The sequence below is a fragment of the Streptomyces sp. BBFR2 genome (assembly GCF_044497305.1).
Classification (GTDB): Bacteria; Actinomycetota; Actinomycetes; order Streptomycetales; family Streptomycetaceae; genus Streptomyces.
Map to the genome: position 1 here is coordinate 3,072,397 of NZ_CP172415.1, position 14,048 is coordinate 3,086,444.

Annotated in this window: 9 protein-coding genes and 1 pseudogene; 2 read left to right on the top strand and 8 right to left on the bottom strand. The window is 74.2% G+C overall.

Translation table 11 applies throughout. The annotated features are described in order from the left end of the window. Positions 1–270 precede the first annotated feature (270 nt). Positions 271–1,233, bottom strand: a complete 963-nt coding sequence (locus ACGH2B_RS11900; RefSeq protein ID WP_399087811.1) for a DUF389 domain-containing protein — start codon at positions 1,231–1,233, stop codon at positions 271–273. 519 nt (positions 1,234–1,752) lie between these two features. On the opposite strand from ACGH2B_RS11900, the gene ACGH2B_RS11905 reads away from it, so the two are divergent. Then, positions 1,753–4,155 (top strand): SpoIIE family protein phosphatase, encoded by a 2,403-nt coding sequence (locus ACGH2B_RS11905; protein WP_399087813.1) that lies wholly within the window; start codon positions 1,753–1,755, stop codon positions 4,153–4,155. Between the two features lie 141 nt (positions 4,156–4,296). On the opposite strand, the gene ACGH2B_RS11910 is transcribed toward ACGH2B_RS11905, so the two are convergent. The 3 genes and pseudogenes from ACGH2B_RS11910 to ACGH2B_RS11920 all read right to left on the bottom strand — a co-directional run bounded on the left by ACGH2B_RS11910 (position 4,297) and on the right by ACGH2B_RS11920 (position 6,848). After that, complete coding sequence (locus ACGH2B_RS11910) at positions 4,297–5,196, bottom strand: hypothetical protein (RefSeq protein WP_399087814.1); 900 nt, start codon at positions 5,194–5,196, stop codon at positions 4,297–4,299. A 499-nt stretch (positions 5,197–5,695) separates the two neighbouring features. Next, positions 5,696–5,842 (bottom strand): annotated as a pseudogene (locus tag ACGH2B_RS11915) (dihydroxy-acid dehydratase); the annotation flags it as partial. A gap of 37 nt (positions 5,843–5,879) precedes the next feature. Beyond that, positions 5,880–6,848, bottom strand: a complete 969-nt coding sequence (locus ACGH2B_RS11920) for a LysR family transcriptional regulator (protein WP_399087816.1) — start codon at positions 6,846–6,848, stop codon at positions 5,880–5,882. Positions 6,849–6,923: 75 nt separating this feature from the next. Between ACGH2B_RS11920 and ACGH2B_RS11925 the strand changes: the two genes are divergently transcribed. After that, complete coding sequence (locus ACGH2B_RS11925; RefSeq protein ID WP_399087818.1) at positions 6,924–8,210, top strand: MFS transporter; 1,287 nt, start codon at positions 6,924–6,926, stop codon at positions 8,208–8,210. Between the two features lie 268 nt (positions 8,211–8,478). Here the strand turns inward: ACGH2B_RS11925 and ACGH2B_RS11930 are convergent, their stop codons facing one another. From ACGH2B_RS11930 to ACGH2B_RS11945, 4 genes are all read right to left on the bottom strand, one after another. After that, positions 8,479–9,048: a Pycsar system effector family protein gene (locus tag ACGH2B_RS11930; protein WP_399087820.1), complete on the bottom strand. Its 570-nt coding sequence runs from the start codon at positions 9,046–9,048 to the stop codon at positions 8,479–8,481. 83 nt (positions 9,049–9,131) lie between these two features. Next, the gene (locus ACGH2B_RS11935; RefSeq protein ID WP_399087822.1) at positions 9,132–10,094 is read right to left on the bottom strand and encodes a hypothetical protein; all 963 of its coding nucleotides are present in this window, start codon (positions 10,092–10,094) and stop codon (positions 9,132–9,134) included. Beyond that, positions 10,091–12,325 carry a hypothetical protein gene (locus ACGH2B_RS11940; protein WP_399087824.1) on the bottom strand — a complete coding sequence of 745 codons (2,235 nt, stop codon included), beginning with the start codon at positions 12,323–12,325 and terminating at the stop codon, positions 10,091–10,093. Before ACGH2B_RS11940 ends, ACGH2B_RS11935 begins: the two co-directional genes overlap by 4 nt. A 233-nt stretch (positions 12,326–12,558) precedes the next feature. Further along, positions 12,559–13,803 carry a hypothetical protein gene (locus tag ACGH2B_RS11945; protein ID WP_399087826.1) on the bottom strand — a complete coding sequence of 415 codons (1,245 nt, stop codon included), beginning with the start codon at positions 13,801–13,803 and terminating at the stop codon, positions 12,559–12,561. Positions 13,804–14,048 lie beyond the last annotated feature (245 nt).

Here is a 14,048-nt window from a genome sequence, read left to right on the forward strand (position 1 = left end):
CGGGGCCGGGGTGTGGTCGGGGCCGGGGTGCGGTCGGGGGGCGGGTGCGGTCGGGGTCGGGGTGCGGGTGCGGTCGGGGCCGGGCCGGTGCGGCGGGCCGGTGCGGGTGACCGGGGCTGGTGGCTTCCACCGGGCCGGACGGCTCCCGAGGGCGTGGGCTTCCGCGGGAATGGGGCTTCCGCGGGAGGGGGGACAAGGCCCGGCCCGGAGAGCTGTCCGGCGCCGTCAGGGGCCCGGCCCGGCGCGCGGTCCGGGGGCGGGCCCCGCCCCTCACCCCCGTTGCCGGATTCCCGCCGCGCGGGCCGGGTCGAGGCGGAGGCCGTAGCGGGACCAGAGGGCGCGTTGGACGGCGAGGGTGAGGGTGCCGGCGAGCAGCATGCCGGCGAGGTTGAGGCCGAGTTGGACGAAGGACGCGCCGACCTCGCCCCAGTGGCCGAGGGCGAGGGCGACGGCGATGTTCCCGGCCGCCGGGACGGTGGTGACCGAGATGAAGACGCCGACCAGGGCGGACGACTTCCCGGCCGTCATCGACAGGATCCCGGCGGCCCCGGCGAGCACCGCCACGATGAACGACCAGTGGTCGGGGTGGATGATGAAGCCGGTCAGCGGCCGGGCCCCGAGCATGTCCGGGCTGATCCAGCCCAGCAGCCGGCTGACCGCCGCACAGGCGAACGTGACCGCGATGGCCGCGCCGAAGCCGACGGCGAGCGTCCGCACCGCCACCCCGGCCTGCCGTACATCGCGGCGCAGCGCCGCGAAGCAGAGCGCCGCGACCGGCCCGAACTCCGGCCCCAGCACCATCGCTCCGACGATGAGCACCGGCTGATCGAGCAGCGCGCCGATCGCCGCGATCTGCGTGGCCAGAATGAGGAACGCGAGGAACGCCCAGGTCAGACGGGATTCGGCAGCCGTGCGGGCGGTCAGTTCGGACCAGACGACGGCGTCGTCCGGGTCGCCCGGCGCGGCGGCCTCGGCACGGTCCGCCGCGGCCGAGACGGTCAGATCGAGCCGCTCGACGGTGAGTGCGCCCCGCTCCTGAAGACCGAGCCCCCGCAACTCCGCGAGAACGGCGTCGGCGCCCTCCCGGGCCACGTCGAATTCGAGGTAGTCGCCGGGCGGCACACAGGCGGCGCCCGGCAACCGGACCAGATGGGTGGCGGCCGGACAGGCGGTGACGATCCGCACCACCTCGTCGGCGCGGTCGGCCGGAGTGATCACTCGTACGTGCAGCACGGCGGCCATTGTGCCGGGCGGCGCCGGACGGGGGGCCGGAACGGCGGAACGACGGAACGACGGAACGCCCGGCCCCGGGCCGGGCTGCCGGTGCCAGCAGCCGGTGACAGGGCGTCCACGGACGGGCCCCGCAGGCGCGGGCCGCCACCGGCCTGGCGGCACGCGCCAGGGGCGGGCGGACGACGGCCGGAGCGCGCGCCCGGACCGTACACGCCGGGGACGGGGCGGACCGTACGCGCCGGGAAGCGCCCGGACCGTACGCACCCATGGAGGCCGACGGACGGCGGGCCACGACGCGCACGACGGACGACAGCCACGCCACAGCCACCGGCCACGGACCACGGGCCACGGGCCACGGACCGCGGCGACCACCGAGCCACCACAACCACCGGACCACCGGACCACACACCCCGGCCCTCCCCTCCCCCTCCCGTGCCCGACCGGCCGCCAGCACTCGTTCGATCGGTGGGAGGGGGGCACACTGAGGTGATCGGTCCGTTCGACGTACGGAGTCTTCCCATGGCCGTGCCACGACCGGAGCCGCCGGCGCCGATGAACGGTGTCGTCGCGGTCGTGATCGACGAGAACGGCCTGGTCACGCACTGGACGCGGGGTGCCGCGCAGTTGCTGGGCCATGAGCCGGACGCGGTGGTCGGCACGCCCGCCCGCGCGCTGGTCATGCCGCGCACCGCCGCGCCCGTCCCCCGTACGGGGGAACCGTCCGGTGCCCCCGGCGGCCGGGTCCTCCCGCTGCGCCACCGCGACGGGCACCCCGTGCCCGTATGGGTGCGGCTGCTGCCGCTGGCCGGTACGGGGGTGCTCGCCCTGGGGCTGCCCGCGGCGGCGCTCGCGGCGTGGAACGACGAGACGGCGGTGGGCCGGGCGCTGCTCGCCCAGGACCTGTGGCAACTGACCCTGCACGATCCCGACCTGCGGATCCGGCGGGCCAGCCCGGCGGTCGGCCGGGCCGGGCGGCTCACCGCCGACGGCCACGACCCGCTGTGCGCGATGCCGGGCCTGGAGGACGGCCGCACCGGCGGGGAGCTGCTGCGGGCCGTGATGGAGAGCGGCGAGCCGGTGGTCGACGCGTCGGGCGTACTGCGCTCCGAGACGCCCGGGCGGAAGGACCTGGTGTACTCGCTGACCGCCGCGCCACTGCACGACCTGCGGGGCCGCCCCGACGGTGCGCTGGCCTCCCTCGTCGACGTCACCGAGCGGTACCGCTCCGTGCGCCGTCTCGATCTCGTCTACCGGGCGACGCGTTCCATCAGCGGCAGCCTGGAGGTGGAGCGCACCGCGCAGGACCTCGTCGATCTGCTGGTGCCGTCGATGGGCGATCTGGCGTCGGTGGAGATCGCCGAGGCGACGCTGCGCGGGGGCGAGCCGCCGCGCAGCGTCGAGGGGGTGCACGGCGACTTCCGGCGGCTGGCCGTCAAACACGCGCACGGCCCGTGGCCGGCGGAGCTGATCCAGGCGGGTGAGCTGCTGCCGGACATCCCCGACCGGCCGGGCTTCCGCGATCTGGAACAGGGCCGGGTGCTGGTCGTCAACGACCCGGACACCTATGCGGCGTTCCTCGGCGACGATCCGGCGGCGGCCCGGATGGTGCCGGCGGGGCTGAGCGCGTCGATCGGGGCGGCGCTGGTCGCGCGCGGACTGGTCCTCGGCTACGTACAGGTCTACCGCGCCCGGCAGCGCGCGCCGTTCGACGGGCAGGACGCCAAGCTGCTCCAGGAGATCGTCACCCGCGTCGCGCTCGGCATGGACAACGCCCGCCGCTACACCCGCGAGCACCGGATGGCGGTGATGCTCCAGAACAGTCTGCTGCCGCCGGTCTCCCGCTCCACGGCGGCGGCGGAGACCGCGGGCATCTACCTGTCGGCGGAGGGCGACGCCGGGGTGGGCGGCGACTGGTTCGACGCGGTCCCGCTGTCGTCGCTGCGGACCGCGCTGGTCGTCGGCGACGTCATCGGCCACGGCCTGTCCGCGACCGCGACCATGGCCCGGCTGCGCACCGCCGTGCAGACCCTCTCCGACCTCGACCTGGGCCCGGACGAACTGCTGACCCGGCTGGATGACCTGGTGCACCGGATGGCGGAGGAGGCCGAGCACCCGGACACGATGGGCGCGTCGTGCCTGTACGCGGTGTACGACCCGGTGGACCGCCGGTGCCGGGTGGCGAGCGCCGGACATCTGCGGCCGGCGGTGGTGCATCCGGACGGCACGGCCCGGTTCATCGAGGTGGTGCCGGGCCCCGGGCTGGGCGTCGGCGGGATGCCGTTCGAGGTGACGGAGGTGGAGATCCCGCCCGGCAGCGTCCTGGCGCTGTACACCAACGGGCTGATCGAGGCGGAGCGCGGCGGCGCCGGGGCGCCCGCCGAGGACGCGGAGGCCGCGGTCCTGCGGCGGCTGGCCCAGGCGGCGGGCCCCGGACGCTCCCTGGACGCCATCGGGCAGGAACTCGTCGCACCGGTCCGCTCGGCCCCGCACCGCCCCGACGACATCACCCTGCTGCTCGCCCGCACCCGCGCGATCCCCACGACGTCCCTGGCCGCCTGGCAGTTCCCCGCCCGCCCCACCGCCGTGGCGCTCGCCCGGGAGCTGGTCACCGAGCAACTGACGGAGTGGGGCCTGGACGCCCTCGTCTTCAGCACCGAACTGGTCATCAGCGAACTGGTCACCAACGCCCTGCGCTACGCCCGCGGCCCGATCGGCGTCCGCCTCGTCCGCGACCAGGTCCTGGTCTGCGAGGTCACCGACTCCTCCAACAGCCAGCCCCGCCTCCGCCAGGCCCGCGACACCGACGAGGGCGGCCGCGGCCTCTTCCTCGTCGCCCAGCTCACCACCCGCTGGGGCAGCCGCTACGGCCCCACCGGCAAAACGGTGTGGACGGAGCAGGCCATCGAGGAGGTGGAGGGGTGACGCTCCTGCCGAGGAACGCGGAGATCCGGATCGTGCCGAACGCGCGCGAGGAACACAGCGGGCTCGCGGGCCCGTTCACCTTGAGCGAGAGTCGCGAGGGACGCGGGACCGCTTGAGGCGGTTCGGCACCTGCCCCGCGCTTCACGGGCATTCCATTCCGCTCAACATGCGCTTGATGACGGCGCAGACCATCTCCTCGACGGATCCGGGATCCAGGGAATCGCCCTTGTCCCCCTTTTCGCCTTTGTGGCCGCGCGGGCCGGGGTCACCCTTGGGGCCGGGGTCGCCCCGCTCGCCTCGGGGACCGGGCTCTCCCGCGTCGCCCCGCTCACCCGCTTCACCGTCCCTGCCGGGATCTCCGGGGTCACCCCGCTCGCCTTGGGTACCCGGCTCGCCCCGGGGGCCGGCCTCACCGTCTTCGCCTTTGTCGCCCCTGTCGCCTTTGGGGCCCGGCTCGCCCCGGTCGCCCTTGTCGCCTTTCCGGCCCCGTTTCCCCGGGTCGCCCTTGTCTCCCCGCTCTCCTTTCTCACCGTCCCGGCCGGGATCTCCTCTCTCTCCTTTGTCTCCCTTGCTCCCCCTTTCCCCTTGGTCGCCCTTCTCTCCGCGAGGTCCGGGATCACCCCGGTCGCCTTTCTCGCCCCGCAAGCCCTCGTCCCCCTTATCTCCTTTTTCGCCACGCGGTCCGGTGTCACCTTTCTCGCCGCGGCGTCCCGGCACCCCGCGCGGGGGATCTTTGACGGTGATGGAGGTCGTGGCGGTGACACATTCGCAATCCGTTTTCTTCCTGAGTGTCAGTTCCGCCTCGCGTGAGGAGGCATGCGGGGGCACCGCGAAATCCCCTACCCAATAGCAATCTCCGGCAATAGGCGTGAGCCTGTGCCAGGTGCTCGCATCACCGATGACGACATCACTGCGGTATTCGACCTCTCCGCCGCCCGCCGGCCTCGACCAGTAGACGATGATCTTGGTGTGTACGCCCGGGTGAAGCGGCTCCTCGAAGAAAACGAGAAGAGAAGAGTTCCGATCGACAGGTGTGGCCATATTTCCTCCTTCGGGCGGGCGCCGGGGGTGCGCGGGGCACCCGGGCAGCATTCCCGCATGTGGCGTGGGGGAGCAGAGGCCGGAGAAGAGCAGCACACCGGAGGCGCCTGAAAGAATTACGTGCGACCGGACCGGTGCATCCCCGAGAAAGAAATCTGTTACCGGATGGAATGTCGACGTCAAACGCTGCGCATCGTACTCATCCGGCTCTATACCCCTGCCGCCGTCGACCATTCGCCGGCGCGCCAAAAGCACAGGCTTTTAACCCGGTGGAGTGAATTACGAGTTGATGCGGTGACCTCGATATCCTCACGCGCCGCGAATTCCGGACAGAATGCACCACGCTCGCAATAATAACGAGAGGCTTCCGTCGCCACGAGGGTCTCCACATGCGCTTCGGCCTCAACTCGGATTTCCCACCCCGCACACCGCGCCGGGAGACCTTACGATCGTAATGCTTGAGAGCATGAGCGCTGCCCAAGGAAATTCTGCGGGACTTTTATTCGATATTGTTGGCGAGGATTTCGATCGGGCGGTTGGGGGTGCCGATACGGATGCGGTCGCCGTTCTCGACGGGGGCGATGGTGACGCCGGACGCCGCCTCGGGCAGGGCATGGCCGGTGGCGAGGCCGGACGCTCCGCCGGGGAAGCGCCCGGAGAGGCACGGGCTGACGTGTCGCCCCTCAGCCCGCCACCCCCACCCCCGCCCCGAAGCACTCCTGCGCCCGTGACTCCAGCAGGGCGATGAAGTCCGCGACGGCGGGGGTCGGGGTGCGGGCCGTCACGCGGGTCAGGCCCACGGTGCGGTGGGCCGCGGGTTCGTCCATCGGGAGGTCGACGAGACCGGGGACGGCCACCGGGGACGGCGGCAGGACGGCGACGCCCAGGCCCGCGGCGACGAACCCGCGGATGGTGGCGATCTCGGCGCCCTCGAACGCCACCCGGGGCGTGAAACCGGCGTCCGCGCAGAGGCCGTTGACGAGGCGGCGCAGGCCGTAGCCCGAGGTGGCCATGACGAAGTCCTCGTCGGCGGCGTCGGTGAGCCGGACCCGGGCGCGCCCGGCGAGGCGATGTCCGGCGGGGACGACCAGCCGGAGCGGTTCGCGGGCGACCGGCACGGTGGTGATGCCCGCCTCGTCGGGCAGCGGTGACGTCAGGCAGAGATCGACCTCCCCGGCGCGCAGCCGGGCCAGCAGCCCCTCGGCGTTGTCCTGCACCAGTTGGAAGCGGGCCTGCGGATGCCGCTCCCGGAACCAACTGACCAGCAGCGGTACGGGCGCGGTGCCGAGCGCGGGCAGGAAGCCGAGGGCGACGGTGCCGGGCACCTCGGTCGCCAGCCGCAGTTCCTCGCAGCCGGTGGCGATCTCCGCGAGACCGCGCCGCACCCGCGCGAGGAACGCCCGGCCGTGCCGGGTCAGCCGCAGCCCGCGCCCCTCCCGGTCGAAGAGCGGCGTGCCGACGGCCGCCTCCAGCCGGGCGATCCCCCGGCTGACCGTCGACTGCGGCGCGTCCAACTCGTCGGCGGCGGCCGAGAGATGCTCCAGCCGGGCGACGGCCACGAACCGCACGAGGTCCGGGCAGATGGCCGCCAGCGGGCCGGTGGCCCGCGGCTCCGCCAGTTCCTTCCCTTCGGGCAAGCCTCGTTCGCTCATTCGTTCCATATTCGGAACATATCTCGCCGATCCATGCATTGGACGCATCATTCGGCCCGTGCCTACCGTCGCCGGGTGACCGACGCAGCCGCGATACCCGCCGCCCATGTCCGAGGCACGCCCGGTTTCCGGCGGGCCACCGGGGCGCTCTTCGCGGCCGGGCTGACCACGTTCATGACGCTCTACTGCGTCCAGGCGCTGCTGCCCGCGCTCTCCTTCGATCTGCGTCTGACGCCCGCCGCGTCGTCGCTGACCGTCTCGGTCTCGACCGCGGCGATGGCGCTGGCCGTGGTGCCGCTGACGGCCCTGTCCGACGCCTGGAGCCGGACGGGGATGATGACGCTCGCGCTGAGCTGCGCCGCGCTCCTGGGGATCGCGGCGGCCTTCGCGCCGACGTACCCGGCGCTGCTGGTGATCCGGGTCCTCCAGGGGCTCTCCCTCGCGGGGCTCCAGGCCACCGCGATGTCGTACCTCGCCGAGGAGGTGGACCGCGGGTCGCTGGGCCAGGCGATGGGGCTCTACGTCGCGGGCAACGGCATCGGCGGGATGGCGGGACGGCTCGTCGCCGACGGGGTGCTGGAGGTGACCGGTAGCTGGCGGTGGGCGATCGGCGCGGTCGGGGCGGCCGCCGCCGTGTGCGCGGTGCTGTTCCGGCTGACCATCCCGGCGTCGGTCCGCTTCGTACGCCGTGAGCCGAAGCCGCGGGCGCTGGCCGCCGGGATCGGGCGGGCGCTGCCGGACAGCGGGCTGCTGCGGCTGTACCTGATCGGCTTCGTCGCGATGGCCGCGTTCGTCACCGTCTACAACTACCTGGGCTTCCGCCTGATCGCGGCGCCGTTCCACCTCTCCCAGACCGCCGCCGGACTGCTCTTCACGGCGTACGCGGCGGGGTCGTTCTCGTCGGCGGCGGCAGGCCGGCTCGTCGACCGGTTCGGGCGCCCGCGGGTGCTGGTCCCGGCGCTGCTGATCACCGTCGTGGGGCTGGTGGTGATGCTCGTACCGCGACTCGGCGCGGTCGTGCCGGGTCTGGTGGTCTTCACCATCGGGTTCTTCGCCGCGCACTCGGTCGCCAGCGGCTGGGTCGGCGGCCGGGCCACCGCCCTGGGCGCGCAGGGCGCCGCCGTCTACCTCTTCTTCTACTACATGGGCAGCGCCGTCGGCGGCACGGTCGGCGGCGTCGCCTACTCCGCCGCCGCCTGGCCCGGCGTCACCTGCTACTGCCTCGCCCTGATCGCGTCGGCCCTGGTCAGCGCGGTCACCCTACGGCGCCTGCGGCCCGCCGCCGCGCCCGGGGCCGAGCCCGGCCCCCGGGCGGAGGGCCCCGCGGAGAAGGCGGCGCCCGAGGCGGAGCGGGGCGCCTGACCCGGCCCGTCCGGCGCGTCGCCACGGCCGGTCCGTCCGGCGCGTCGCCACGGCCGGTCCGTCCGGCTCACGGGGGCGCCGTGGCGTGGGCCGTTCCGTTCGCTGCGTGGCGGTCGGGTGCGCCGTCCCGTTCGCTGCGGCGCGGTCGCGTGCGCCGTCCCGTTCGCTGCGGCGCGGTCGCGTGCGCCGTCCCGGGGCCCGGCCCGCCCGTCCCGGGGGCCGGCCCGCCCCGCTCGCCCCGTCACCACGGCCTGTCCCTGGCGCCCGCTCACCACGGCCGGGCCGCCGCCGCGAACTGCGGGAGGGCGACGAGCAGCAGCACCGTGCCCGTCTCGATCCAGCGGTACTTGGCCCGGACGATCTCGCTGGTGCGCCGCAGGGCGGCCAGCGCGGGGGCGGCGGGGTCCCGGGCCGCCCGCGCGAAGGCCGCCGCCAGCCGCTCCCCGCTCAACCCCGCCACCTGCTCGAAGTAGCCCGGCCCGGCGTCCCCGTCCGCCCGCCCCTTACGCCGCCGGGGCGCGAGCGCACCCACGAAACACCCGACGGCCAGCAGCGCGGTCCCGACCGCACTCCACCACCCCGCCGCACCGCCCCCGCCCGCATGCCCGCCCGGCACCTCCCGCGTCACCGTCACGAACGCCCCGAGCACCGCCCCGAGAAACCCCAGCAACACCGCCGCCTTGGTGTCCGCACGGGTCAGCTCGGTGAGGTTGGCGGCGAGGAGGCGTTCGGCGGCGGGGGTGATGTCGGGGGTGGGCGAGGTGGCAGGGCGAGGGCGAGGTGGCCGGCGAGGAGCCGTCGCACGCCGTGCCGCAGGACGGGCCGCCGCCCGGCGCACGGCTACCGCCCGGCGCGGCGGGCGTGCTCCTCCCGTGCCCCGGAGACGCCCGCCCGACCTGGCACGGGGCCCCTGTCCCCGCCTCACCGCGGCATCCCGTCCGCGCCGACGACCGGTTGGCCCGGCCCGTCGTCCCCGGGGCGCGGCGCCTCGTGGCCGAGCGCGGTGATGCGGTGGCGCAGCACCTCCGCCAGCGCCTGGAGTTCCTGCTCCGACAACTGGCCCAACACCGCGGCGACGCCGTCCCCGCCGGCCCTGGGGTGTACCAGTTCCGGGTGGTCCACCGTCCAGTTCAGCACCCGCTCGATCTCGTCCGGGCGGCGTACCAGCCACAGGGCCGCGAGGGTGGCCGGACCGTTGCGTACCGCCCGGAGACAGAATTCGTAATCGGCGGTGGTGTGGGCCGACCAGGAGAGTGGCACGCCCGTCTCGGCGCCGCGGCCCAGCCGCAGTTCGCCCGGGACGGCGCGGGGACTGACATCGGTGACCCGGTAGCTGAGTCCGGTGCCGTCCAGCGTCGAGGTGCCGCTCAGGTGGTGCAGCACATGGGGCGTGTCCAGCCGGCGCCCTTCGGCCTCGTACGCCGCGTGGAGGTGCTGGAGCCTCCGTTCGAGGTCTTTGCGGACGGTGTCCCAGCCGTACCGGGTGCGGGTGCGGACCACCTGCTCCGGGTCGTGCACCCACCAGGTGGCGTGGACATCGACCAGTTCGGTGCCGTACTCCGTCGGCAGTCCGACGTCGCGGGTACCGCTCTCCTCGGTGAGCCGGACGTGGAAGGCGTTCTCGTAGCCGCCGCGCATCCGCACCGGCGGGGCGCTCTCCCGGAGGACACCGACGGCGGGCAGTGCTGTCAGGCCGCGCGGCCGCCATCGCCGCCGGGCGGCGGACAGCACGTGGTAGCCGCCCTCCCGGTCGCACAGCACCAGGGCCCGGTCGCGGCGGCCGGACCAGCGGTGCCGCAGGATCTCCCGCCACGGCGCGTGCGGCGCCTGGGTGTAGACGGGGCTGTCGTGACCGTCCGTGGCGGCGGTCCGTTCGGACGTCATACGGCGCTCCCCTGCGTGGTCGTGACGGGTCCGGGCAGCGGTCCGCCGTGGCGCCAGGAATCCAGTGCCTGGGTGACAAGCGGGTGGACGGGCAACGGCTCGGGGAACTTCTCGATGCTGAAGAAGAGGCGGAACACACCGGGGGTGCTCAGATCCTGTGCCAGCGCGGTGAACAGTGCCCGGGACGGTTCGGGGGTGTCGTCCAGGGGGGCCGCGCGGCACCATCCGAGGAAGACCTCGTGGGCGGTGTCGAAGAGGCTTCTGTCGTCGAGCGTGCGGCGGATCAGTGTGACGATCTCCGTGGCCGTGCCGCCGCCTTCCAGTAGCTGCTCCCCGAACCATTCCCGGCCCGAGCGGAGCAGGACGAGGAAGATCCGCAGGGCGAAGTCACCGCTGTCCTGTTCGGACCAGCGGAGCAGTTCCGCGAAGACCTGTTCCTGGCCGCCGGAGGCGAAGAGGTTGAGCACCGCACGGCGAATGTCGCCGTCGATGCCGCTCTCCGCCGGGAGGTCCTTCCTGCGGGACAGCCGCCGCAGGGTCCGCAGGGCGAACTCCGGGCGGGCGGCGCCGTATCCGGTGCCACAGGTGCGGGCCACGGTGGAGCAGAGTTGCCAGCTCTTCCGCCCGCTCCAGTCCCGCAGCCGGTGCTTGATCTCACCGTCCAGAACCGGGTCCTGCGCCGCCATGTCCAACGCGTACGCGGCGAGGGTGCGACTGGTCGCCGACGGGGAGTCGGCCAGCTCCTTGATGTGGCGCAGGGCGCGGCGGCCACCGCCCCAGCCTGCGGCGAGGCCCAGCGCCCGGCCGACGGGCCGGTGCAGCTCCTGTTCGTTCCCGACGCCGTCAAGCCACTCGGTGAGCAGTCCGGACAGCCGGCTGTACTGCCGCCAGACGTGGCTGAGGACGGCCTCACCCTGCCGGTGCCGGGTGAAGCGGACCGGCTCGACGGCGTAGGAGAAGCCGCTGCCGTTGCGGATCTCCTTGGGCGAGGTCTGTGCGGAGGTCTTCTTCATCAGGTCGTCGAGCGAGCGGCGGAAGACGAAATCCGGGTTGGGGCGCCGCTGCTGCGGTGCCCCTCCGGTGGCGGGCGGGGCAGTGGTGTCGGAGACGACGGCGTCCAGCCGTCCGTTCGCGAGCGTCAGCAGTCGCTCGGCCTGTTCCCACACGATGCGGTGGTCCAGGCCCTCGAACACGCACAGCGCGAGGAGGAAGGCGAGCGCGTCGGGGTCGTCGCGCACCTCCTCGACCAGCTCCGGCGCCTTGTCGTGTGCCAGGTAACTCAGCCTGCTGCGCAGGTCGGCGCCGACCGCGCCGTCCCCCGGCTCGGCCACCTCGTCCACCAGCTCCGCGACCTCCGCCGGGACCAGCCGGGCGTCGGACGCGTCCAGCAGTTCGTCCAGCAGCCCGGGCTCCAGCGCGGCGCGCAGCCGGGCACGCTCGGCGGGGTCGGGGACCGCTACCTCGAAGCGGGCGTCGAACACCTCACGCGGCGGGGGCGGCACGCACTCCACCGCGATGTCGGGGAGGTCGCGCAACAGCACCCGGATCAGTTCGGGCTCGTCGGGCAGGATGATCACCATCCGCGCGCCCGCCGCCGTCAGCCGTTCCTTCAGGTTCGCGATGGTGCCCGGACCGAGCGGCTCGTGGCCGACGATCCCGTCCACGAGGTAGCCGCGGGCGCGCTCTCCTTCCCGGGGCCGCCAGACAGCGAGGTTCACCTCGCGGTCCACGGCCCGCAGGTCGGCCGAACCGCTGTGTTCCACCAGGAGGTTGAGGGCCGAGGTGCGGCGCCCGGAGCCGGTTTTCCCGGTGAGGAAGAGCAGCCCCGAGTTCAGCTCCTCCAGCGCGTCCGGGAACCACCCGGGCTCCGCGAAGCCCGAGGTGGCCTTCGCGATCTCCGCCACCGAGACCGGCCCTTCGTGGGACTCCACCGGCCGCTCACCGCCGGCCTGCCCGTCGCTGCGGTTATGGGCGTGCTGGCCGCCGTCCACCCTTCCGGCGTTGAGGTTGGCGTACGGCGCGTAGATGAGCGGCCGACCGGCCCCGCCGTGCGACAGACGTTCGGCCAGCGTGTCCATGGCCGTCAACGGGTCGTCCCAGTCGTCGGGGTCACCGACGTCACCCGACGCGGAGCCCCCGGCTGCGGGCTCCGCCTCGTCCTCCCCCGGCCCCGGCGCGGGACCGGCGACCGGTTCGCGCTCGGGAACCTGCGGGGACGAGTCACCGGGCACAGGACCGGGGTCCGGTACGGAGCCGGTGTCCGGTACCGCCCCGGGCACCCGCGTGGGTGTGGCCTCCGCCCCGGGGACCGGCGTGAGCCCCGGCACCTCCGCAGGCGTACCTCCCGGCGCCGGCACGTACGGGGTCGTGCGTCCCGGGTCCGCCGCCCCCGGGCCGGCCGGCCGTTCCGCGTTCCCTCCGGTCTCTCCTGCCGCCCAGGACGGACGGCCACCCCCCACCCCCATCACTCCCCCCCACGCTTGTCACCGTGGACGACATCGCCCATCGCCCCGTGGACCGTCCCCGCCTTCCGGCCGCCGGGGGCGTAGTCGCCCGCCACGTCGCCCACGGTCGTCCGGTCGCCGTGGACGTGGTTGTCCTCGGTGTAGTCGCCCGCCACGTCGATGTTGCGGACGTTCTGGCCGCCGTGGACCGTGCCGGTGTTGAGGTTGCCGCCCGGGGCGGCGTACGTCACCGGGGCGCCGGTCCCGGCGTCCGCGTCCGTGCGGCCCGGGCGGCGTCCGGCCCGCCGGGCGTCACGGCCGCCACGGGCGTCGCGCCCCTCACGATCGTCACGGAACCCCTGGTCATCGCGGGTGTCCCGCGCCGCCCCTCCCCCGGAGTCCCCGGAGTCCTCCCCGCCGATGATCCGCCGGTCGTAGAGGTTTCCGGAGGGCGCCGGGACGTACAGCCAGCCGCGTTGGGCGAACTGCTTGCCCTCGACGGTGGCCGGGACCTCCAGGAAGTGGTCGCGGTGGCGGCCGGTGTAGCCGCCGGCGACGGCGTCCTCGTAGCAGCGGTCGGAGAGGATCGCCGCGACGTGGGTGACGTGTTCGCTGGCGGCGGCGAGCATCGCCTTGACGGGGGCGGAATCGAGCAGCCGGTGGGTGTCGTTGCGCGGGGTGCCGTTGCCGTCGAACCCGGTGCCGTCGTCGGGCAGCGGCCCGATGTGCAGACTCACCCGCAGCCGCATCCGGACCACGCCCCGGGAGTGGACGTTGAACTCGGCCAGGACCTCCTGGAGCGTGTTCAGCCAGGGGTGGATGAGGAACGGCATCCGCGCGGGGTCGAACCCGAAGACGTACCCGTCCCCCGGGTGCGCGGGGAACCGCTGGTCACGCCAGACCTCGGCGAGTCCGGCCCGTTCGAACGAGACCTCCAGGATCTGCGGCACGGTCTGGCTGATCACCGAGTGCTGCACCGCCGGATAGCCGGTGAAGTCCTTTGCGTCGACGGCCACCACACCCCGGTACGGCGGCAACTGACGGCTGTGCGCGTGCGGGGTGACGCCGTACGCGGCGAACCCGGCCAGGGAGCCGCTGCCCGGGCCCTGCGGTGCGGCGGCGTCCGGGTACGGCGAACCGGCGCCCTCCGGACGCCGCGGGCCGGTCGGGGCGGGGCCCCCGGGGTACTGCGGGAGGGAGGCGTCCGGGTGCTGCGGGGCGGTGCCCTCCGGCTGCCGCGGGGACGGGTTCTGGGGCGCGGGCATGGTTCTCCTCGGCTCTGCTCGCCTACGGGTCGCGCGGTCCGCGCCGCTCCCGGCGGCGTCCGCGTACCCCGAGCCTCCCGGGAGACGGCGCACCGCTCCGCGCCCCGAGTGCGGAGCGGGTGTGCGGTACGCCACAGGCGGGCCGGTCCGGGCGGGAGGTGACGCCTCGGGGTCTTCCCGTACGGGACGGGACCCCGTACGGCCCGGCTCCCACTCGTACGGCCCGGGGGCCACCCGTACGGGGC

Coding starts and splice junctions, on each gene's coding strand:
- ACGH2B_RS11905 (WP_399087813.1), top strand. CDS start 1,753: ATGGCCGTGCCACGACCGGAGCCGCCGGCGCCGATGAACGGTGTCGTC.
- ACGH2B_RS11910 (WP_399087814.1), bottom strand. CDS start 5,196: ATGGCCACACCTGTCGATCGGAACTCTTCTCTTCTCGTTTTCTTCGAG.
- ACGH2B_RS11920 (WP_399087816.1), bottom strand. CDS start 6,848: ATGAGCGAACGAGGCTTGCCCGAAGGGAAGGAACTGGCGGAGCCGCGG.
- ACGH2B_RS11935 (WP_399087822.1), bottom strand. CDS start 10,094: ATGACGTCCGAACGGACCGCCGCCACGGACGGTCACGACAGCCCCGTC.
- ACGH2B_RS11945 (WP_399087826.1), bottom strand. CDS start 13,803: ATGCCCGCGCCCCAGAACCCGTCCCCGCGGCAGCCGGAGGGCACCGCC.